At 63.1% G+C, this 20,316-nt stretch carries 19 protein-coding genes, 1 tRNA gene and 1 pseudogene; 8 read left to right on the top strand and 13 right to left on the bottom strand.

The features are described from left to right. The first annotated feature begins 89 nt into the window (after positions 1 to 89). Genes H5J25_RS12750 through H5J25_RS12730 form a run of 5 tightly spaced genes read left to right on the top strand, consistent with a single transcriptional unit; the run spans position 90 to position 3,986 of the window. A complete protein-coding gene (locus H5J25_RS12750; RefSeq protein WP_202091554.1) occupies positions 90 to 2,048 on the top strand; it encodes a CocE/NonD family hydrolase in 1,959 nt (652 codons plus the stop codon). A gap of 59 nt (positions 2,049 to 2,107) precedes the next feature. Then, positions 2,108 to 2,623, top strand: a complete 516-nt coding sequence (locus tag H5J25_RS12745) for a DUF2975 domain-containing protein (protein WP_202091552.1) — start codon at positions 2,108 to 2,110, stop codon at positions 2,621 to 2,623. After that, on the top strand, positions 2,623 to 2,826 hold the full coding sequence (locus H5J25_RS12740) for a helix-turn-helix domain-containing protein (protein ID WP_202091550.1): 204 nt from the start codon (positions 2,623 to 2,625) through the stop codon (positions 2,824 to 2,826). The genes H5J25_RS12745 and H5J25_RS12740 overlap by 1 nt, the downstream gene beginning before the upstream one ends. A gap of 21 nt (positions 2,827 to 2,847) precedes the next feature. Further along, complete coding sequence (locus H5J25_RS12735; protein ID WP_202091548.1) at positions 2,848 to 3,765, top strand: hypothetical protein; 918 nt, start codon at positions 2,848 to 2,850, stop codon at positions 3,763 to 3,765. Continuing rightward, the gene (locus tag H5J25_RS12730) at positions 3,684 to 3,986 is read left to right on the top strand and encodes a superinfection immunity protein (RefSeq protein ID WP_202091546.1); all 303 of its coding nucleotides are present in this window, start codon (positions 3,684 to 3,686) and stop codon (positions 3,984 to 3,986) included. Before H5J25_RS12735 ends, H5J25_RS12730 begins: the two co-directional genes overlap by 82 nt. 171 nt (positions 3,987 to 4,157) lie before the next feature. Here the strand turns inward: H5J25_RS12730 and rplL are convergent, their stop codons facing one another. Continuing rightward, positions 4,158 to 4,535: a 50S ribosomal protein L7/L12 gene (gene rplL, locus H5J25_RS12725; protein ID WP_202091545.1), complete on the bottom strand. Its 378-nt coding sequence runs from the start codon at positions 4,533 to 4,535 to the stop codon at positions 4,158 to 4,160. 82 nt (positions 4,536 to 4,617) lie between these two features. Further along, the gene (gene rplJ / locus H5J25_RS12720; protein WP_202091543.1) at positions 4,618 to 5,133 is read right to left on the bottom strand and encodes a 50S ribosomal protein L10; all 516 of its coding nucleotides are present in this window, start codon (positions 5,131 to 5,133) and stop codon (positions 4,618 to 4,620) included. Positions 5,134 to 5,621: 488 nt separating this feature from the next. On the opposite strand from rplJ, the gene H5J25_RS12715 reads away from it, so the two are divergent. Beyond that, complete coding sequence (locus tag H5J25_RS12715; protein WP_202091541.1) at positions 5,622 to 6,632, top strand: hypothetical protein; 1,011 nt, start codon at positions 5,622 to 5,624, stop codon at positions 6,630 to 6,632. A gap of 77 nt (positions 6,633 to 6,709) precedes the next feature. Further along, positions 6,710 to 7,273: a DUF1993 domain-containing protein gene (locus H5J25_RS12710; RefSeq protein ID WP_202091539.1), complete on the top strand. Its 564-nt coding sequence runs from the start codon at positions 6,710 to 6,712 to the stop codon at positions 7,271 to 7,273. 137 nt (positions 7,274 to 7,410) lie between these two features. Here the strand turns inward: H5J25_RS12710 and rplA are convergent, their stop codons facing one another. The 11 genes and pseudogenes from rplA to H5J25_RS12655 form a co-directional block, all read right to left on the bottom strand. Further along, a complete protein-coding gene (gene rplA, locus H5J25_RS12705; protein WP_202091537.1) occupies positions 7,411 to 8,103 on the bottom strand; it encodes a 50S ribosomal protein L1 in 693 nt (230 codons plus the stop codon). Between the two features lie 4 nt (positions 8,104 to 8,107). Then, a complete protein-coding gene (rplK, locus tag H5J25_RS12700) occupies positions 8,108 to 8,539 on the bottom strand; it encodes a 50S ribosomal protein L11 (protein WP_202091535.1) in 432 nt (143 codons plus the stop codon). Between the two features lie 198 nt (positions 8,540 to 8,737). Next, positions 8,738 to 9,499, bottom strand: coding sequence for an outer membrane beta-barrel protein (locus tag H5J25_RS12695; protein ID WP_202091533.1), 762 nt, complete (start codon positions 9,497 to 9,499; stop codon positions 8,738 to 8,740). A gap of 72 nt (positions 9,500 to 9,571) precedes the next feature. After that, the gene (locus tag H5J25_RS12690; protein WP_202091531.1) at positions 9,572 to 10,651 is read right to left on the bottom strand and encodes a helix-turn-helix transcriptional regulator; all 1,080 of its coding nucleotides are present in this window, start codon (positions 10,649 to 10,651) and stop codon (positions 9,572 to 9,574) included. A 245-nt stretch (positions 10,652 to 10,896) separates the two neighbouring features. Then, positions 10,897 to 11,628: a DUF2490 domain-containing protein gene (locus H5J25_RS12685; protein ID WP_202091529.1), complete on the bottom strand. Its 732-nt coding sequence runs from the start codon at positions 11,626 to 11,628 to the stop codon at positions 10,897 to 10,899. A gap of 165 nt (positions 11,629 to 11,793) precedes the next feature. Further along, a complete protein-coding gene (gene nusG, locus H5J25_RS12680; RefSeq protein WP_202091527.1) occupies positions 11,794 to 12,330 on the bottom strand; it encodes a transcription termination/antitermination protein NusG in 537 nt (178 codons plus the stop codon). Positions 12,331 to 12,334: 4 nt separating this feature from the next. Then, on the bottom strand, positions 12,335 to 12,538 hold the full coding sequence (gene secE, locus H5J25_RS12675) for a preprotein translocase subunit SecE (protein WP_202091525.1): 204 nt from the start codon (positions 12,536 to 12,538) through the stop codon (positions 12,335 to 12,337). A 197-nt stretch (positions 12,539 to 12,735) separates the two neighbouring features. Beyond that, entirely contained in the window at positions 12,736 to 14,691 is a 1,956-nt protein-coding gene (locus tag H5J25_RS12670; RefSeq protein ID WP_202091523.1) for an acyltransferase family protein, read from the bottom strand. Positions 14,692 to 15,067: 376 nt separating this feature from the next. Next, a tRNA-Trp gene (locus H5J25_RS12665) sits at positions 15,068 to 15,144 on the bottom strand. A gap of 55 nt (positions 15,145 to 15,199) precedes the next feature. Continuing rightward, complete coding sequence (locus H5J25_RS12660; RefSeq protein WP_202091521.1) at positions 15,200 to 17,557, bottom strand: putative bifunctional diguanylate cyclase/phosphodiesterase; 2,358 nt, start codon at positions 17,555 to 17,557, stop codon at positions 15,200 to 15,202. Positions 17,558 to 17,884: 327 nt separating this feature from the next. Then, positions 17,885 to 19,649, bottom strand: a pseudogene (locus H5J25_RS12655) (fatty acyl-AMP ligase). A gap of 108 nt (positions 19,650 to 19,757) precedes the next feature. On the opposite strand from H5J25_RS12655, the gene H5J25_RS12650 reads away from it, so the two are divergent. After that, a complete protein-coding gene (locus tag H5J25_RS12650) occupies positions 19,758 to 20,300 on the top strand; it encodes a regulatory protein RecX (RefSeq protein WP_202091520.1) in 543 nt (180 codons plus the stop codon). Positions 20,301 to 20,316 lie beyond the last annotated feature (16 nt).

Below are 20,316 nucleotides of genomic sequence, written 5' to 3'. Positions count from 1 at the left end.
ATGGCGATTGATCTTGGGCAGGGTCGCGCGCACTATCCGGTCACATAAATCGATCCAGTCTTCCGTAATCACAGGGAGTTGCCCCAGCTATGAAGATCCTTCTCGCGCCCGCCGCGGCGGCGATGGCCGTTGCCGGCCTCGCGGTATCCGCGCCGGCCCAGCAAGCTCCGACCAAAAGCGCGGATGTCGCGCCTCCGGTCGGCGGCGACATTCCCGCAAAGTTCACTCCGCCCTCCACCGCCAACGATTACACCCGTCGCGAGGTCATGATCCCGATGCGCGACGGAACGAAATTGTTCACCGTCATCGTCGTCGCGAAGAACGTGCAGAATGCGCCGATCGTGCTGACGCGCACGCCCTATGACGCCGGAAGCCGTGCCAAGCGGACGACCAGTTCCAGCATGCTGTCCACGCTGCCGCTCGCGGACGAGATGTTCGTCCGTGGCGGCTATATCCGCGTCTATCAGGACATTCGCGGCAAATACGGATCGGAGGGCGAGTATGTCGTGACGCGCCCCGTCATCGGCCCGCTCAACAAGACCAAGGTCGATCACGTCACCGACGCCTATGACACGATCGACTGGCTGGTGAACAAGGCGAACCTGCCGGAATCGAACGGTCGCGTCGGGATGATCGGTTCGTCCTACGAAGGCTTCACCGTTGCGATGGCGCTGCTGAACCCGCACCCCGCGCTGAAGGTCGCGGTGCCAGAAAGCCCGATGATCGACGGCTGGATGGGGGACGACTGGTTCCATTACGGCGCGTTCCGGCTCGCCAACATCGCCTGGCTCGGCGGGCAGACCGGCTACAAGGCGAAGGGCAGCGTTCCGCCGACCGGCGGCTATGACGATTACGACAATTTCCGCGAGATCGGATCGGCCGGCGCCTGGGCGGACAAGTCGGGCTATTCGCAACTGCCCTATTGGCAGCGCATGGTTTCGCATCCCGCTTATGACGAGTTCTGGCAGGGCCAGGCACTCGACCGTCTGCTCGCCGCGAACCCCTCCAACGTGCCCACGATCTGGGAACAGGGGCTGTGGGACCAGGAGGACATGTACGGCGCGATCACCGCATGGGAGGCGCTGGCGGCCAAGGGCAAGACCGGCAACAACTTCCTCGTTATGGGCCCGTGGCGGCACAGCCAGATCAACCGCGAGGGGCGCAGCCTGGGGCCGTTCCAGTGGCGCGGCGACACGGCCGAACAGTTTCGCGAGGAAATGGTCCTGCCGATGTTCGACCATTATCTGAAGGACGGCCCGGCCTTCACGCTGCCCGCCGCGACGATCTACAATACCGGCGAGAACCATTGGGACCGCTTCACCCAATGGCCGCTGGCATGTGAAAAGGGGTGCCCGTCGCCGCTCAAGCCGATCTACCTCCAGTCCGCCGGTGGTTTAGGCTTCGACCCAAGCGGGGCAGGTGGTGACAGCTACGTGTCCGATCCCGCAAAGCCCGTCCCGCATCTGCCGCGCCCGGTGAACTTCAACGACGGACGCTGGGGCGACTGGCTCGTCAGCGACCAGCGCGGCGTCGATGGCCGTCCCGACGTGATAACCTACGAAACGCCCGTCCTGACCCAGGCCGTCCGCGTTTCCGGCGCGCCGATCGCGGACATCTACGCGAAGACCACGGGGACGGACGGCGACTTCGTGGTGAAGGTGATCGACGTCTATCCGGACGAGAATGCCACCGATCCGAAGATGGGCGGCTATCAATTGCCGATCAGCCTCGACATCTTCCGCGGCCGGTATCGCGACAGCTTCGCCAGGCCGACGGCGATCCCGGCGGGCAAGGTGCAACGCTACAAGTTCCGCCTGCCGACCGTGAACCACGTGTTCAAGCCCGGCCACCGCATCATGGTGCAGGTCCAGTCCAGCCTGTTCCCACTTTACGATCGCAACCCGCAGAAGTTCGTCCCCAACATCTTCCTCGCGAAGAAGACGGATTATACCAAGGCGACCGTGACGATCGAACGCGGCGGCGCGAACGCCAGCGCCGTGTGGTTGCCGGTCGTGCCGGTCGACCAGTCCGCGGTGATGGCGAAGTAACCCTTCCCGATTGACCTTATCGAAAAACGATAATATCGTTTTTCGATAAGGAGTCGGTGATGAAGGATCGCATTCTCGGTATTTCCAGCGTCGTCCTGGCCGGGGCGAACGTGTTGAACTGGGTGTGCGTCGGGCTGGGCATCGCTGCGTTCGTGCTGTCCTACGCCTTCGCGCCTATGGCGCTCGGCCATCTTGCGGGCAAATACCCGAACCAGCCGGTCGAGCCGATCCTAAATACCATCCGCGTGCTTTTCACACTCGGCGTACTCGCAGGGTATCCGATCCATGTCGTCTTCAGCCGGCTTCGCGCGATCGTCGGTTCCGCGCAGGCGGGCGATCCGTTCATCGCCGCAAATGCGAACCGGCTGAAGGCGGTGGGCTGGGCCCTGCTGGCGATCCAGATGCTCGACCTCGTTCTCGGGATCATCACGATTGCGCTGACAAGCCGCCATGTGGACACGGCGGGCTGGTTGCCATCGGTTGGCGGATGGTTTTCCGTGCTGATGGTCTTCGTTCTCGCACGCGTATTCGCCACCGGAACGCAAATGCGCGACGATCTCGAAATGACCGTCTGATGCCCGTCACCGTCAAGCTCGACGCGATGCTCGCCGCGCGGTCGATGACGCTGACGGAGCTTGCCACGACGATCGATATCACGCTGGCGAACCTGTCGATCCTCAAGACCGGCAAGGCGAAGGCGATCCGTTTTTCGACGCTGGAGGCGCTGTGCACCGCGCTGGAATGCCAGCCGGGCGATCTGTTGCAGTTCGAGGACTGAGTTCAAGCAAGGGGAAGACTGATGAAAAATGGTGTTGCCGCCCGGCCGGGCGGTGCGGTGTCGGCGTTCGTCAGTGCGATACGCGGGACGGTACGGGGGATCTACGATACGTATCGGCTGGGCGGGCGCACGATGGTCGCGGCCCCCGCGATCGTCGCGATCGCGATCCTGCCCGAACTTGCGCAGCACGTCGTCGAAATTTCGCTCGGCATGTTCACGTCGATGGCGGACTTTCGCGCGCATTCCGCCGATCCGCTCCGCATGGGCTTCGGCTATGCCAAGGTCGCCGGCCTGCTGATCGCCGTGCTGCTGACTGCGCGCTTCTGGGCGCTGGGATCGCTGCGCGCTGCGGTGTCGATCGGCGCGATGACGATCCTGCGCGTCGTGCTCGCGGTGGCACTGACGACGATTGCGGCCTTCGCGATCGAGGCGCTGGAAGCGCGGGTCGCGTCGCCGATCGCGGTCCTGCTGTCGATCGGCTCGATCCTGCTGCAGGCAGGCCTCACCTTGTACGCCGTCGGAGCATTGCTGGAGGACCGCTCCATGACACTGGCAGAGGTTTTCAGTCGCTATTGGCCGACCGCGATCGTCATGACGATCCTGCTGGCCGCCGCGTTCGGCCCGGCACAGGCGTTGCACATGGCGAACCATAAACTGGCGATCGGGCAGCCGGCGATCATCGTCTGGGGACTGATGGCATTCGACGGCGTCTTCGTCGGGCTGTTCGCCGCCTTGCTCGGTGCGGCGTTGTACGTCGGCCACGCATCGGGCGCGACGTGGCAGGGCTGGGGCGGGGCAGGGGGATCCCCGCGGACATCCGGGGTCGCGTCATATCGCCAAGGCGCGGGAGGCCGATCATGCCGTATAAGGCGCTGGCGATCGTCGCGCTGGTCGTCTTCGTGCTGGCAATCGTCGGCTTGCCGGCGGCGGTGGCGATGATCCGCAACCATCCGGAACGGCGCCTGATCTACAAGCTGACGCCGCTGACGGCGCTGTCGTTCATCCTGTGGGGCGTCCTGCTGGCATGGGCGATCACCGGCATACGCGACGATGCCGTCATGTCGCGCCTGTTCGCGCGCGCGCGACGCAGCCGCTATCTGCCGACGATGATCGGCGGGCTCGTGCTCGTCGGAATGGTCGGCACCGCCCTGACCCTGTGACGGCGATCCCGTCGCGATCCGCTATAACGAAAAAGGGCGACCCCATCGCTGGGGCCGCCCTTTTCTAGCTGCGGCCAGCATGGGCAAAGCCCATGCTCGTCGGACGCGGCATGCCGCGCCGGCCGGCCTTGCGGGAGTGCGGGCCGATATGGCCCGCACTCCCGCTGCGGCTTACTTGATCTCGACAGTCGCGCCGGCTTCTTCCAGCTGCTTCTTGATCTTTTCTGCTTCGTCCTTCGAAATGCCTTCCTTGACGGCCTTCGGGGCGGACTCGACCAGCGTCTTGGCTTCGGTCAGGCCGAGCGAAGTGATCGCGCGGACTTCCTTGATGACGTTGATCTTCTTGCCGCCGTCGCCCGTCAGGATGACGTCGAATTCGGTCTGCTCTTCTGCGGCCGGAGCGGCTGCGCCGCCGCCAGCTGCCGGAGCTGCTGCAACCGCTGCTGCGGCCGAAACGCCCCACTTCTCTTCGAGCATCTTCGAAAGCTCAGCGGCTTCGAGGACGGTCAGTTCGCTCAGGCTGTCTACCAGCGCGTTCAGGTCTGCCATGTGTAGTCTCCATTGTCGGGGCGAGTTCGCCCCCTCGGGTTCAGTTCAATCGAAATAGTCTCGAAAAGCCCTGAGCATGCGCTCAGGCTGCTTCCTTCTCCGCATAGGCGGACAGGACGCGCGCGATCTGCGCTGCCGGAGCCTGCGTGATGGTCGCCAGCTTCGTTGCCGGGGCAACGATGAGGCCGACGATCTTGGCACGCAGTTCATCCAGCGACGGCATCGTCGCGAGCGCCTTGACGCCTTCTACGTCGAGGGCAGTCGCACCCATCGCCCCACCGACGATTTCGAACTTGTCGTTCGTCTTCGCGAAATCGACAGCCACCTTGGCGGCTGCGACCGGGTCGATCGAGGTGGCAAGGCCTACCGGACCGGTGAGCATGTCGCCCAGCGAGAGGTAGTCGGTGCCGTCCAGTGCGATCTTGGCAAGCTTGTTCTTCGAGACCTTGTAGGTCGCCCCTGCGTCACGCATCGCGTTACGCAGCTTGGTCGACTGCGCCACCGTCATGCCGAGGTTGCGGGTGACGACCACCACGCCGACTTCGGCAAACGTCTGGTTCAGTTCGGCGACGAGCTCGGTCTTTTGAGCACGATCCATGCCATTCTCCACGTGTCTGACCCTTCGGCATGCACCGAAAGGCCGGTTGAAACCGGACACGCGCCAAACCGCGCATCCGGGTTGTCCGTCGATTGGGGCATGGGACAGGGACGCCATGTGTGGCGGACCAAAGCAGATCGCGCAGGCGCGATCTTGAATTTCCATTCCCCGTCTAGGCAGGATATTAAGCCGGAAGCCGGCCCCTGCTGTCTCGGACGGTTTTCCGTCCCGGGCGAACCCGAAGCGGAAGAGGGTGCGCCATTACCGTGATCCGCCGGCAAGTCAAGCCGAGCTACGGCGACACGCAGACAGCGCCGCGTTCACATCTTCTTGGTTATCGCAGTCTTATGTTGATTTCGGTTGGCGTATCCGTCAGATGGTATGTCGTTTTCTTACAAATCCCGGGCCATCCGGGACATGATGAGAGGGCGAAGCCGGGGGCGGCTGTAAATCCGTTGCAATGTACGCAGCGGGGCAGGGGGGTCTGAGTGGGGGTTGATGGTTCGAAGCCGACCGGCGCGCGCGGTCGGCGGGGTGTCGCGCATCCGATAGCGGAAGACTGGATAGAGGGTGGTACCAACATGCCGGGTGTCGAACCCGCCGTGTTCGCAATGCCGCCCGGCCTGACGATTCGATACGATCAGCCGGCGACCGAACTGGCCGACTATATCACCGGCTATCATGTCTACACCGCGCGCGGGGAGCATGCGCGAAACCAGGTCAACTGGTTCCTGCCGGGCACCGCGAACGTGCGGATCGCGCTGGACGCTGAACCCTTTTCCGTCGGCATCGGCAGCGGGGTGTTCGATCCCGTCCCCGAAGTCAGCCTGTTCGGACCGACCAAACACGCTATCCGCGCGACCACCAATGGCGGCGTGCTCGTCGGCTTCGGTGTCAGCGCACTCGGCTGGAGCCGGTTGTTCAAGAGCAATGCCGCCGATGTCCGGGACCGCGTCGTGCCGCTGGCACAGGCGATGAAGGGAGATTTCCCCGCCCGCTTGCTCGCCGCACTCTATGCCTGCGACCGCGAGGCGGAAGTCGCGCCGACGCTCGACCGGCTGCTCGCCGCGGAACTTGGCCCGCCGAGCCCGGACGAACCGTTCATCCGAAGCCTGACCGCGCTGATCGCGCGCGACGGCCCGGTCGACATCGCCGCCGCCGCCGCCGAAATCGGGCTCGAACAGCATTCCATGCGGCGCCTGGCCATTCGCCATTTCGGTTTCCCGCCGAAGCTGTTGCTCCGCCGCGCGCGGTTCCTGCGCTCCTTCCTCAGGATCAGCGCCTCACGCGACGTCGCGGACTATTCGCTGCTGGACGACAGCTATTTCGACGTCTCGCATTTCCTGCGCGACGCGAACGCCTTCCTCGGCATGACCCCGCGGCGCTTTGTCAGCCTTAACACGCCCTTCCTCGACGCCAGCCTGCGCGCGCGGCAAGCGGTGCTCGGCACGGCGACGCAGGTCCTGCACGATCCGGATGCGGTTCCACACGTTGGGTAAAGGGGGCAAGCGCGCATGGCCAATCCGCCCGGCGCGGTATATCTTTCGGCAGCGTTCAACCGATGCGAGGGCCAGACATGTCTCCGACGACGTTACTCCTTCCGACCTACAAGCAGATGCTGCGGACGTTGACCGGGTTGCTCGACAAGGCCGAGGCACAGCAGCCGGATAGGGCCGAACAGCTTTTGTCGGCGTCGATCGCCTCGGACATGTATCCACTGGCGACGCAATTACGGTTTGCAGCCTTTCAGGCGCAGGAGGCGGTGTTCAGGCTTCTTGGCGAGCCGGTGCCTGAAGCCTTGCTGGCCGTCGCGGCCGAGGCGCGTGATGCCGGCGATGCGCCCGGTTCGATCGCCGACGCCCGCGTGCGGATCGATCAGGCGCTGGCGTTTCTGGATACGCTGCCCGACGATTGTCTGGACGAGAGTGGCACGACACCGATCACAATCGATGCTCCCGGCCGCGGCATATTCGACCTGACTGGCGCGGAGTACGTGAGGGACTGGGCATTGCCTCAATTCTACTTCCACGTGTTGATGGCCTATGCGATCCTTCGTGGCGAAGGCGTCGACATCGGCAAGGCCGACTATGTGCCGCACATGTTCGCCTATCTTCGTCCGGAAACGGGCATCCCCGCCTGAGAGCCGGGACGCTTAAACTGATCGAGCCCATTCCGAACGAGTTGGTTCGATCTTAGGCCGTCATGCTCTGGTAAAGGGCACAAAAAAAAGGGCCAGGATCGCTCCCGGCCCTCTTCATATTCGCTTGGCTTGACGCCTCAGGCGGCGGCGACTTCGGCCACGTCGACCTTGATGCCTGCGCCCATGGTCGAGCTGACGGCGACCTTGCGGACATACTTGCCCTTGGCGCCCGCCGGCTTCGCCTTGACGATCGCATCGACCAGCGCGTCGAAGTTCGCGCGCAGGTCTTCGGCCGGGAACGATGCCTTGCCGATGCCGCTATGGATGATACCGGCCTTCTCGACGCGATATTCGATCTGGCCGCCCTTGGCTGCCTTTACGGCCTCGCCGACGTTCATCGTCACGGTGCCGAGCTTCGGGTTCGGCATCATGCCCTTCGGACCCAGGATCTTGCCCAGGCGACCGACGACGCCCATCATGTCCGGGGTCGCGATGCAGCGATCGAAATCGATCGTGCCACCCTGGACGAGCTCCATCAGGTCTTCCGCACCGACCACGTCGGCGCCGGCTTCGCGTGCCTCATCGGCCTTCGCACCCTTGGCGAACACGCCGACACGCACCGTCTTGCCGGTGCCCTTGGGCAGCGTCACGACGCCGCGAACCATCTGGTCAGCGTGACGCGGATCGACGCCCAGGTTCAGCGCGACTTCGATCGTCTCGTCGAACTTGCTGGTCGCACCCGAACGGGCGAGGGCGATCGCCTCGTCCACCGAATGCAGCTTCTCGCGGTCGATCGTGATCGCCTTCTGCTTCTTGCTTACGAATGCCATTATATCAGCCCTCCACCACTTCGAGGCCCATCGCGCGGGCGGAACCTTCGATGATGCGGGTCGCCGCTTCGATATCGTTGGCGTTCAGATCCTTCATCTTCGCGGTGGCGATATCCGCCAGCTGCGACCGCTTGATCTTCGCGGCGACGACCTTGCCCGGCTCCTTGGAGCCCGACTTCAGGTTCGCGGCCTTCTTGATCAGATACGATGCCGGCGGCGTCTTCGTCTCGAACGAGAACGAACGGTCGGCATAGACGGTGATCACGGTCGGCAGCGGCGTGCCCTTTTCCTGGTCGCCGGTCGATGCGTTGAACGCCTTGCAGAATTCCATGATGTTCACGCCGCGCTGGCCCAATGCCGGGCCGATCGGGGGCGACGGATTTGCGGAGCCGGCCGGCACCTGCAGCTTGATATAGCCGGTAATTTTTTTAGCCATCTTCACTCACTCTGTCATGGGAACGCCGATATGGCGTCGCCCGGTTCAAGTTTAGCGGTACAGACGGGCACGACCGCGCCCTCCCGCAATTCCACAGCGATAGCGTTGGAAGCGCGCGCCATTAAAGCACGGCGCGCCGAAATGCAATGCCGCGCGCAGCCCCGAATGGGCCACGCGCGGCATGTTTTTTAGCTGCGATCAGAAGGTGAAGCGCAAGCCTGCGCCGAAGCTGTTGGTGCGGATCTTGCCGATGTCGAATCCGGAGACTGCGTCATAGGTGATCCGCGAGCCCTTGGCTTCCCGGTGGCGATAGTCGAGCGTGATACCGACGGTAGGCGACACGGCGATATGGACGCCTGCGCCCAGCTGCCATGCGAAGCGTGCCTTGCCTTCGCCGTCCAGTTCGAACCCGGCAATGCCGATGCCGCCGCCGGCATAGGGGGTCACGACCTTGCCGAGCGGCAGATCGACCCACACGTTGCCGAGTGCGGACAACTGGCGCACCTTCGGACCGTCGGAGAAGGTGAAGCTGTTACCGCTGCCCGGGCACGTCGTGACTTCGAGATAGTCGCAGACGTCGGCGCGATCGGCCGCGGTCAGCGTCGTTGCGGCGCCGTTGACGCGCTCGATCGCGAGACCCGAGATACGGTTGCGCGAGTAAGCGATCTCGATGTCGCTGCGGATCATGCCGAAATCATAGCCGATCGTCCCGCCGAACTGCGCACTCTTCTTCAGATCGGCCTTGAAGTCCGCCCGATCCGTCGCGCCGGTGCCGCCGAACGTGCCGCCTTCGTCGTAATAGCTGATCGTCGTGTCCTGGACGGAGGCGACTGCGCCCGACAGACCGATATAGAAGCCCTTCGTGCTATCTTCGTCGGCTTCCTGTGCGCTGGCGGTCGATGCGCCCGCGAGGAATGCGGCCACGATGCCCGCCGTGATGACCTGATGCTTGAAATTCATTGATATTCTCCCCTGAAATGGCGGGGTCGCTTTACGGGGGTGTGCAAGCGCCCGCATCCCCCGCGCGGGGGATCAGCGCCGCAATCCGGCGACAAGCGCGATAAGGTCGGCTTCCCGCCCGCAGCCGGTTTTCTGGTAAATCGCCTTGATCTGCGATTTCAGCGTTTCGGGCGTCACGCCACGGCCCGCGGCGATCGCTTCGCGTTCCATGCCCGCGATCAACATTCCGGCGACCTGCGCTTCGGCAGGGGAAAGGCCGAACTCCTGTGTGACGCTGTCCACCTCGGCCGCAATGTCCGCACGCGTGTCGCGCAGGATCACGATCGCCTGCGGACAAAAGCTCAGCACCCAGTCGCGACGCGCCAGCGCAAACATGTCCAGCCGTCTGCCTTCCCCGAGCGGGACTCGCGTCGGCGTTCGATCGGTCAGCACCGTGTGCAGAGCCTGCCCGATCCGGCGGATAGTGGCCGGTGTCGTACCGTTCAGCGAGCCGTCCACGATGCGGACATACTGCCCGGCCGCGACGGCCTGCTCGGCACCCGGCGTCATCGCGCCAATATGTCCGAACCCGTCGATCAGGAAGCAATTTGCCGCCATCGCCTCCAGCGTATTCCTGACGAGTTCGATACCCTGGTGCTCGATCGCGCGTTGAAGCCGAACGGCGGCTCTCGCCCCTGCCGATGCACGCGCGAACTCGTCCCGCTGCGCCTGCGTGGTTAGTCCGTCGCGTTCCGTCCGCAACACTGCCAGCCCTACCAACGCGCGATCCTCGGCGATCAGTGCCGTCTGACACCCGTGCGGAATTTCGGCATCGCGACAATAATCGACATAAGTGTCATTCGACAGTCGCCCGATTGCGCGGCGGTAATCCGGTTCGTGCACGATCGAGGATGGGGCGGCTTCCCTGTTGGCGGCGATACGATAATTGATCGATGGCGATGCGCCACCCATCCGCAGGAACTCGATCGTGTCGGTCTCGCTGAAGCCATTGGCCCAGTTGAACGGTATCGCGCTGGTTCCCCCAACGCCAATCAACTGGCCCCGCGCGGATCCGGTCGCATCCGCCATTTCCTGCAATGCCGGAAGCCACTCGCACGGTTCGATCGCCGCCTGCTGGAAGCGCGCGCCCCAATCTATGTTATGCTCACCCATCGAATTCCCCCGGGAATTTCTTTGCAGCACGACACGCCCGGATCAAGCGATTGTCGCGCCTCACCGGAAGAAAAAGGCAATGAACTCAGAGAAGTTTTTTACCGAACTTCTCGGCGTTCTGACACGAAGCCAAGATCGCCCGGCCTGATAGCAAGAAACGGTGGGGATCTATTGGAGGGGTAGTGCCGCGACGTCTTGCAATGACATCGGAAGCGGCAACCATGTCAATGGGATGATGGAGAACGTCAGTCGTGGACGTTCGGCGCCACAAGGCCGCGAAGGTTGATCGTAAGCTGCACGCTGAGCGCGTGATCCATCTGCGGGCGGGCGCCGCCGCGGCCGAACCGGTACTGGTTCAGATATCCGATATCCGCCGACATCGCTTTCCCGATCGGCACCGCAACTCCGACGAGGTTACGCATTCGTTCATAGCCGCTGCGTTGCCCCCAACTCGTCGTGTTCGGCAGAAAGAAGCTTTCGTGGCTGACGAACAGCGCCACGCCCTTCTTGCCGATCTTGTGATTGTAACGGACCAGCTGGCGGATCCGGAATCCGATTTCGCTGCCACGCGGATTGAAGCGTTCGTCGACGCGGAACCGCGTGGTGACGGGGCCGAACGTCGCGACGACCTGCTGTCGGATGCGGTTCTCGTTCGCACCGGTATTGCCGTTATGCGCCCCGACCCAGCGATAGCCGAAGCCAAGCTCGACATTGTCCGCGACCCGGTAGCCGAGCAATCCGCCGAGCTCGCTTTGATACAAACCCTTCTGCCGGTCACTGAACCGCGCGATCTGCTCGAGCGTGATGCGCAATTTATCGGCGAGCGGGACGTTCGTGTTCGCCTGAAGCCATAACTGACCGTCCTCCTGCTGCGCGCGCGCCGGGGCGGCCGACACAATCGCGGCGACCAGGGTGGCGGAGGAAAGGACAGGGCGACAAGCGCCGAGACGCGGGCGACGGGGAATGCGGAAGGTCATGCGCCTATCCTTCGATCGGCCCCCGTTGCGGGGAATGCCCCAGCTTACGCCGAAGTCGATATCTTGAAAGGGTGGCGCATCCGTTTCGACGGTATCGAAAGGCTTATGATCGACCACCAAGGCGGCGGCGCGGGGCGATCTCGCCGACCACGCGCCGCTCGCAAATTACTTGGCGCGTTCGACCTGTTCGAATTCCAGTTCGACCGGCGTCGCACGTCCGAAGATCGACACCGAAACCTTGACGCGGCTGCGGTCGAAATCGAGTTCTTCGACGATGCCGTTGAAGCTCGCGAACGGGCCGTCCAGCACCTTCACCGAATCGCCGATTTCGTAATCGACCTTCATCTTCTGCTTCGGCGCGGCGGCGGCCTCTTCCTTGCTGTTCAGCATGCGCGCGGCTTCCGCCTCGCTGATCGGCTGCGGCTTGCCCATGCTGCCCAGGAAGCCGGTGACCTTCGGCGTGTTCTTCACCAGATGGTACACGTCGTCGTTCATGTTCAGCTTGGCGAGGACGTAGCCCGGCATGAACTTGCGCTCGACCGCGATCTTCTTGCCACGGCGGGCCTCGGTCACGGTCTCGGTGGGGACTTCGATCTGCTCGACCAGCTGTTCGAGACCCATGCGGGTCGCCTCCGACATGATCGAATCGCGGACCTTGCCCTCGAAACCCGAATAGGCGTGAATGATGTACCAGCGCGACATGTTCTCAACCCTTGGCAGCGAGGGACAGCAGCAGCGTGACCAGCGTGTGGAACAGCTTGTCCACGCCGAAGAAGAACACCGCGAGCACGGTCGTCATGATCATGACCATCACGCCGGTCATGATCGTCTCCTTGCGCGACGGCCAGACGACCTTCTTGGTCTCTGCCTGAACCTGGCGGATGAACTCGATCGGGGTCGTTTTCGCCACTGTGCTGTGAATCCGTTTCAAGAAAAAGCCCGGCAACAAAGCAGAGAGCGCCGCCCGGTTCCTGTCGGAACCGGCGCAGTCTCATCCTCGCTGTCGGATGGGCGCTGCATCTAGCGATTCGTACCGTCGAACGCAAGCGACGCGGGTTGCGGCGGCGCCGGGCGGACAATTCGGAGTGTTGGCTGCAAGATCAATTGCTATCGCGCTTCGCGCCACGCAAGCGATCCCAGCCCGAAGCGCCGGCCGAGCAGGATCGAGCCACTTCGACTAAGATGCGTGCCGTCGCGGTAAAGAGACTGGCCATCTATCTGAGTTCTACAGATTTCGTTCGGGCAGACCATTCGATCCAGCCTGATGACTGGCGTGCCCGAGGCCAATATTCGAGGGAACATATCCTGCATCTCGGATTCCCCCGATTGGCGATCGCCAGGGGTCAATGCGCAATCGGGGCGGGCGGATCGTGTCATCAGGCCCATCAACGCACGCTCTTGGCACGACGCTATGCTATACTTTGCCTGGGGCGGAGGCGTGATCAGCACGACTCGTTTGCCGGCCATTCTCAACGCTTTCGTCGTCTGGAGCTGAGCCGCAGCCAATTCCTCGAAAGTTGCTGGCGCCGTTGAACCATTCGACCGCAGGGCCGAGGTCCCGGCCTGCGCATATCTGAGATAGGCTCCGGTCAGAACGACCACGCGAATGCTCGGTGTCTTGATGGCATATTCGAGAACGCTCTTATTGTGCGCGATGCATTCCAAGGCATAGGGCTTCGGGGAGTCGGCATCCACGGGCGCGATATCGAGCAGCGGCGCGCATTGGCCCATGCTGGCTTGAGCGATCGGCTCATCGGTGGAAGCGTCCATACCCGGCGTTATGGCCTGCGACAGAGAATCTCCCCAGATCAACATTTTCGGCGTTTTGCTTTGAACGCAGCCGCCCTTGAACGGGGTTTCTACGCTGTTGCATGCAGCGACCGACAAACCTGTCACAGGTGCCAAATCGAGCGCCGGCCGTCGCGATTGAGCGTACAAGGAGCCAAGCCCCCCGATAATAGCAAGAAGGGAGGTCCCTGCGATCCACATTAGCCGAACATTTCTGGCTGACATGTGGCTGCGACGAAGCGGTTCCTCCACAAAAGAGTATAGCGTCATCGCCAACGTCACGGTCAACACCAGTAAAGACAGGACGAGCCAGAGCGGCAGAGGAAGCGCCAAATAGACATTGCGCGCCAACGCAAATATTGGCCAGTGAACAAGGTAGAGCGAGTAGGAACGATCTCCAAGCCATCCAAGTGATTTCTGTAGGAGCATCGGCCGCCGCGGCGTGATGTCGGCATACAGTATTGCTGCCGTTCCGACCGTAATAGGGAGGGCGAGCAGGTGGGGCGGAATGCCACCCAACCCGGCAAAAGGTATCACGCACAGCAATATCGCGGCGACGAACGCTGCCACACCGCGTGCTGGGATCGCTTTTTTCAAAGGAGGCAGGAGAGCGACGACCGCCCCGATGCCGATCTCCCATGCTCGCGTCGGAAGCAGATAAAAAGCTGCGCCGGGCGAATGCGAATATAGAAGAATGTACGCGGTGAGGCTGCTTACTGTCAGCACCGCGACCATGGATGGCCAAAAGCGAGCTGGTATTAGTCGCAGCAGGATCGGCAGCAAAAAGTAATATTGTTCCTCAACCGCCAAAGACCACATATGCAGGAGCGGTTCCAACTCCGCTGCAGCTTTGAAATAGTTTATCTGCTGCCATAGAACGACATTCGTGGCGAACGCCAGCGCTCCGTAAAACTGTGGCGCAAAGTTAATCCAAGCGCTTGTCGTGAGCAAAAAAATACTAGCAGTGACCGTTACTAGCAGGGTGACGAAAGTTGCCGGAAAAAGGCGCTTCGCACGTCGAAGATAGAAATCGACAATACTGAAGCCACCATCTCGAATGCCTCTGCTGATGATACCAGTAATCAGGTAACCCGAGATGACGAAAAACGTATCGACCCCGAGGAAACCAAAAGGCACCAAGCCGAGATTGGTGTGATACAGGATGACGACAAGCACCGCGTAGCCACGCAACGCTTGGATATCGTGTCGGGTACGACGCTGCCCGCTATCTATCACGTTCAATGTCGACAGCCCCGAAATCACGAAATTGAACAAGAGCCGAGCATGCGGCGGCGCCGGACTTAGGAGGCGAGCGGATTATTGTGAAGCGGATTAATGATGCAGGTGGGTACGGTATGGCCTGAGCTACGACGATGCATAGCGACCGCAAGTGCATCACTTTGCCCTGGTGCCGCGATCGGCTCGTGAATCGAAGGGTCGACAGGAGGCTCTCTAGAAAAGCGTCGGATTTGATCCACCGTTGCATCTATGAATGCAGACTAGGCACCATCCAACTGTCGGTCCCGCTCGTCTCAAACGTCAGATTACCGCGCGATATACGGGTTTTGATTTCGCAGCGGAGGACGTTCCAAAAGTATCAAGCAGCCGACCGTCGGCCGTAGCCGACTATGTCGGCAATATCGTCCTGTTATGGCAGGGGAGCACGGACTCGAACCGTGGGCCTTCGGTTTTGGAGACCGACGCTCTAACCAACTGAGCTACACCCCTATCAAGCGGGGGCCATAAATTCATATTCGGGGCAGGGCAAGACCGTAATGCCGGATCATGCCGCCGCGGCGTCGTCATATCTCCGATTGGCCAGCGCGCGGGCTTCGTCGACGGGGAGGGGGCGGCCGAAATAATAGCCCTGCACCTTGGTGCAGCCGAGATCCTGTACCATGCGGTGTTCGGCCTCGGTCTCGACGCCTTCCGCGGTCGTCGCCATATCGAGGCTCTGCGCGAGTGCGACGACAGCGCGGATGATCGCGATCGCTTCGCGGACGCCCTTCGATGCCTGCGTGACGAAGCTGCGATCGATCTTGATCGAGGAGAATCGCGTCCGGCTGAGATAGCCGAGCGAGGAATAGCCCGTTCCGAAATCGTCGAGGCTCAGGCGCACGCCGAGATCGAGTATCTTCTCCAGCACCTGCACCGCGCACGTGCCCTCCTTCATGAACACGCTTTCGGTCACTTCCAGCTCGAGCCGGTCGGCGGGCAGCCCACTGTTCGACAGCGCGGATGCGACGACGGTGACGAAGTTCGGATTGTGTAGTTGTTCCGGCGAGACGTTGACCGCGACGCGGACCGGGTTGGCCCAGCGCGCCGCTTCCTCGCATGCGGTGCGCAGAACCCACTCGCCGATCGGCGCGATCATCCGCGCATCCTCGGCGAGCGGGATGAACTTTGCCGGCGACACGTTACCAAGTTGCGGATGGCTCCAGCGCAACAGCGCCTCGAACCCCATCAGCCCGCCCGTCCCCGCCGAGACGACCGGCTGATAGTTCAAATGCATCTCCCCATTCGTAAGAGCCTGACGCAGTGCCATTTCCAGCACGCGCCGTTCCTCGGCCGCGACGTGCAATTGTGGCTCGTAGGTGTGGAACGTACCGCCGCCAGCATCCTTCGACCGGTACAAGGCGAGGTCCGCCGACCGGATCAGCGTCTCGGCGGTGCGGCCGTCGCGTGGCCCGATCGCGATGCCGATGCTCGCGCCGATGAAGAGTGTATGCGCGTCGAGTTCGTATGGCCGCGACAATGTCTCGACGATCGACCGCGCGAGCTGTTCGACGCGGTTGTGATCGCTCGCATCGCGCACGACGACGGCGAATTCGTCGCCGCCCAGCCGGCCGATCATCTCGTTATCCGTGATCAACTGGCCCAGCCGTTCCGAAACGCGCCCCAGCAGCCGGTCGCCGATCGGGTGGCCGAGCGTGTCGTTGACCGCCTTGAACCGGTCCAGATCGATCATCATGAACGCGCAGCGGCTGTTCCATTTGTCCGCCTCGGTCATCGCGCGGCCCAGCGTCTCGTGGATCAGCAGGCGGTTGGGCAGGCCGGTCAGCGTATCGAAACGCGCCATCCGGTTGATCTTGTCCGACGATGCGCGTTGTTCCGTGACGTCCGATCCGACGCCGCGAAATCCGATGAACGTGCCGCGATCGTCGTAACGCGGGCTGGCGGAGATCTCCCACCACCGTTCCTCGTCCTTCACCGATACCGGCAGCACGATGTCGCGAAACGCCTCGCGCGCCTTCAGCTTCTCCGCCAGCTCGCGCAGGGCCGGAGTGAAGTTCCCCGAATCCCAGGTCGGGCCCGCCAGCAGTTGCAGGAACGGCATCTGGTTGACAGTGATCGGATCCAGCCCGACCGAATGCGCGAAGCGCGGCGATGCGCGGACGATCCGGCGCTGCGGATCGATTTCCCACAGCCAGTCGGCATTGGTTTCCTCGAATTCGCGCAGCAACAGGCTGACCGTCTCGTCGCGTTCGGCTAGCGCGATCTCGCCGGCGCGGATCAGCACCAGCGCGCGCCCGCGGGCGAAGCAGCCGATCATCAGCAGGGACGAGAACAGCAGGGTCGCGGCGGCGAAGAGCGGCCCATCGACCGACCACAACATGATCGCGATCGACAGTCCCAAAATGCCGAGGAAACTCATCGTCGCGAGCGGCAGCGCAGCCATTGCGATGGCGGAGGCGGACATCAGGATCGATACGACGATCCATAGCCCCAGCGCCGCCGTCGCATCCGTTTTCAGCGCGAAAGTCAGCGGTGGAACCGACCAGATCGCCGCAAGTGCGATTCCGTCCATCACCGTCCCGCGCACGTCGCGCAAATCCGCCGTGGTCTGCGTCCGGTGCCGCGAGGCCAGCCGGCGCAAGGCGACGGCCACGGCCACCGCCGCGGTCAGCCCGCTCCACATGGCCAGCTGCCACAACGGTACCAGCCGCGCGAGGATCAGCGTCACGATCGCCGCGCCGACGACGTTCGCGGCGAGCAGGAACAGCGCCAACTGGCTGCCCGCATGCAACTGCGCCGCGCGGATCGGGCCCCAGTCCGTCGAGTCGGCCGGGTCGTACAGGCCGAGCAAAGCGCGTGCGTCGATACGCCGCGCGGCGAACTGGGATGATGGCTTGGTATTCACGCCTGCCAGCGTAGCGGCGCGGAGGTTAGAATATGGTTATGATCCGGGTGCTTGGTGCGCTGGGGCAGGGAAGTCGTCGGCGCCTGACGCGGCGGTTTGCAGATACGCATGCGCACCCGGAAACACCGCCAACCGTATTGAGGCCGACCGACTCTCGGCGCCGTCGCCAATCACCCCCCGTTCGTCCTGAGCCTGTCGAAGGGCGGAAAGAGCGACAGGTGCTTCGACAAGCTCAGCACGAACGGACGGGCTAAAAGCACGTCGGCGAGCGCATCCAAAGCCCGGCACGCCCATCCTGTCAGCGGACCAAAAGTCCTGAAAACCCCTTCAGGCCGCCAGATCGTACGGCTTGATGTCGCCAGACAGATACAGGTTCCGCGCCTTGGCCCGGCTCAGCTTGCCCGACGACGTCCGGGGCAGGGTGCGCGGCGGGATCAGTTCGATGACGCAGTTCATGCCGGTAACCGAGCGTACGCGCTCGCGGATTTCCTCGCGCAGGCGAACGCGCTCGGCATCGTCGGAACTCCGGCACTGGACCAAGACGGCGGGGGTTTCCTCGCCGCCCGGCGTCGTGATCGCGAAGGCGGCGATATCGCCGGCCTTGAAGCCGGGCAGTTGCTCGACCGCCCATTCGATGTCCTGCGGCCAATGGTTGCGGCCGTTGACGATGATCATGTCCTTCGCCCGGCCGACGATGTAGATATAGCCGTCGCTCAGATACCCCATGTCGCCGGTATCGAGCCAGCCGTCCGCCATGCATGCAGCGGTCGCCGCCTCGTCGCGGAAATATCCGACCATGAGCGACGGGCCGGTGCACCATACCTTGCCGATCGCGCGCTCGGGCAGGGGGGGTGCCGTCCTCCTCGCGAATTTCGATCTTCATGTCGCGCGCGGCCTTGCCGCAATTGACGATCGCGCGGAACCGCTGCGGGCGATCCTGACCGGCGGCGACGCCCGACAATTGCGTTTCCTCGACCAGTTCGACGCGAATGCCTTCGCCCGGCGGCATGATCGACACGGCCAACGTCGCTTCGGCCAAGCCATAGCTCGGCAGGAACGCGCTCGCCTTGAAGCCCGCATCGGCGAATGCATCGACGAAATTCTGCATCACGTCCGGACGGATCATGTCCGCGCCATTCCCCGCGACGCGCCAGCGCGACAGGTCGAACCGGTCCGCCGCCTTGATCTGCGTCGAGATACGGCGCGCGCAGATGTCATAGCCGAAGGTCGGCGAATAGCTGAGCGTCGTGCCTTCGTTGCGGCTGATCAGGTCGAGCCAGGCGAGCGGACGACGGGCGAAGTCCTCCGTCTTCAGATAATCGGTCGATACCTGGTTCGCGACCGGCGAAAGGAAGCAGCCGACCAGACCCATGTCGTGATACCAGGGCAGCCACGACACGCAGCGGTCGCTGTCCATCACGTTCATGCCGTGGCTGTGCGCCGCCAGATTGTTGAGCAGCGCGTGATGCGTGATCGCGACACCATGCGGGAACCGCGTCGATCCGCTGGAATATTGCAGATACGCCACGTCGTCGCCGCGCGCGCGGGGCAGCGCCATGTCGGGCGCGGCGCGCGTCTGGAATTCCGACCAGTCGATCCCTTCGACGCCCGCGATCCGGGCGGCCTCGCCCGCCATTTCGGCGAGTTCGGGCGGATAGACGAGCATCGTCGGGTCGCAGCTGGAAAGCTGAACGCGCAACTGCTCGATATAGGAATCGCGCCCGCCGAACGATGTGGGCAAGGGCAGTGGCACCGGCCAGGCACCGGCATAGACGACGCCGAAGAACAAAGCGGCGAATTCCGGTCCGGTTTCGGCGACCAGGGCGATCCGGTCCTGCGGCGTGACGCCGGCCGCGATCAGACGCTGTGCCGTGAGGATCGCGTCGGCGCGCATCTCGGAAAAAGGATAGGGGCGGGTCAGCGTGCCGCGGGCATCATGGAAATTCAGACCGCGCGCTCCGCTGGCGGCGTAATCAAGCGCGTCGCCCAGCGTTTCGAAATCGGCGAAACGGCGTGGCAACGCATCCGTGGTCGGCGTCGGCGCGATTGCCTTGGCCACCTGATCGTCCTGCTGCAAAACATCCGTCGTCATTACGTCGCGCCCTAAGATGGCGGCGAAAGGTGCCGCTCTTGTGGAGGCATATCGATTAACCAGCCCAAGCGTTCAAAATCCGTTCCGACTGTGGCACAATGATGGCGCATGGCCAGACCCACCGCAAAACGAGAGCGTCGCCCGCCGCCGCCATTGGACGAAGCCGCGATGGAACGGCTTGCGCTCCGCTATGTCGAACGTTTCGCGACGACGCGGGGGCGGCTGGTCGACTATCTCCGCCGCAAGATCCGCGAACGCGGATGGGAGGGTGCCGATGCCGATCCGGCCGCGCTGGCGGAAAAGCTCGCGGACCTCGGCTATATCGACGATCGCGCATTCGGCGAGGCGCGGGCCTCGGCGATGGCGCGGCGCGGGCTCGGGCAGCGCCGCGTGAACGGCGCGCTGCGTCAGGCGGGCATCGGCGAGGACGACGCCGAGGCGCTCGCCTCCGCGATCGAGGACCGCGCAATGGCCGCTGCGCTGACCTTCGCCCGAAAAAAGCGCATCGGGCCATATGCTGTCGAGGCAGCCGATCGTGTCCTCAGGGAGAAACAGATCGGTGCCATGATCCGGGGAGGACACGATTTTTCGCTCGCACGACGTATTGCCGGCATGTCGCCGGGCGAGGATCCCGAAATTTTGTTACAATAAAATTGGTCGAAGATGT

Origin of the sequence: Sphingomonas aliaeris (assembly GCF_016743815.1) — a bacterium.
Lineage (GTDB): Bacteria > Pseudomonadota > Alphaproteobacteria > Sphingomonadales > Sphingomonadaceae > Sphingomonas > Sphingomonas aliaeris.
The sequence above is the reverse complement of the archived record's forward strand: the minus strand, read 5'-3'. Positions and strand labels throughout refer to the sequence as shown.

Bases quoted from the DNA above. Each gene is read 5' to 3' on its own strand.
- H5J25_RS12750 (WP_202091554.1), top strand. From the start codon at position 90: ATGAAGATCCTTCTCGCGCCCGCCGCGGCGGCGATGGCCGTTGCCGGC.
- H5J25_RS12745 (WP_202091552.1), top strand. From the start codon at position 2,108: ATGAAGGATCGCATTCTCGGTATTTCCAGCGTCGTCCTGGCCGGGGCG.
- H5J25_RS12740 (WP_202091550.1), top strand. From the start codon at position 2,623: ATGCCCGTCACCGTCAAGCTCGACGCGATGCTCGCCGCGCGGTCGATG.
- H5J25_RS12735 (WP_202091548.1), top strand. From the start codon at position 2,848: ATGAAAAATGGTGTTGCCGCCCGGCCGGGCGGTGCGGTGTCGGCGTTC.
- H5J25_RS12730 (WP_202091546.1), top strand. From the start codon at position 3,684: ATGCCGTATAAGGCGCTGGCGATCGTCGCGCTGGTCGTCTTCGTGCTG.
- rplL (WP_202091545.1), bottom strand. From the start codon at position 4,535: ATGGCAGACCTGAACGCGCTGGTAGACAGCCTGAGCGAACTGACCGTC.
- rplJ (WP_202091543.1), bottom strand. From the start codon at position 5,133: ATGGATCGTGCTCAAAAGACCGAGCTCGTCGCCGAACTGAACCAGACG.
- H5J25_RS12710 (WP_202091539.1), top strand. From the start codon at position 6,710: ATGTCTCCGACGACGTTACTCCTTCCGACCTACAAGCAGATGCTGCGG.
- rplA (WP_202091537.1), bottom strand. From the start codon at position 8,103: ATGGCATTCGTAAGCAAGAAGCAGAAGGCGATCACGATCGACCGCGAG.
- rplK (WP_202091535.1), bottom strand. From the start codon at position 8,539: ATGGCTAAAAAAATTACCGGCTATATCAAGCTGCAGGTGCCGGCCGGC.
- H5J25_RS12695 (WP_202091533.1), bottom strand. From the start codon at position 9,499: ATGAATTTCAAGCATCAGGTCATCACGGCGGGCATCGTGGCCGCATTC.
- H5J25_RS12690 (WP_202091531.1), bottom strand. From the start codon at position 10,651: ATGGGTGAGCATAACATAGATTGGGGCGCGCGCTTCCAGCAGGCGGCG.
- H5J25_RS12685 (WP_202091529.1), bottom strand. From the start codon at position 11,628: ATGACCTTCCGCATTCCCCGTCGCCCGCGTCTCGGCGCTTGTCGCCCT.
- nusG (WP_202091527.1), bottom strand. From the start codon at position 12,330: ATGTCGCGCTGGTACATCATTCACGCCTATTCGGGTTTCGAGGGCAAG.
- H5J25_RS12650 (WP_202091520.1), top strand. From the start codon at position 19,758: ATGGCCAGACCCACCGCAAAACGAGAGCGTCGCCCGCCGCCGCCATTG.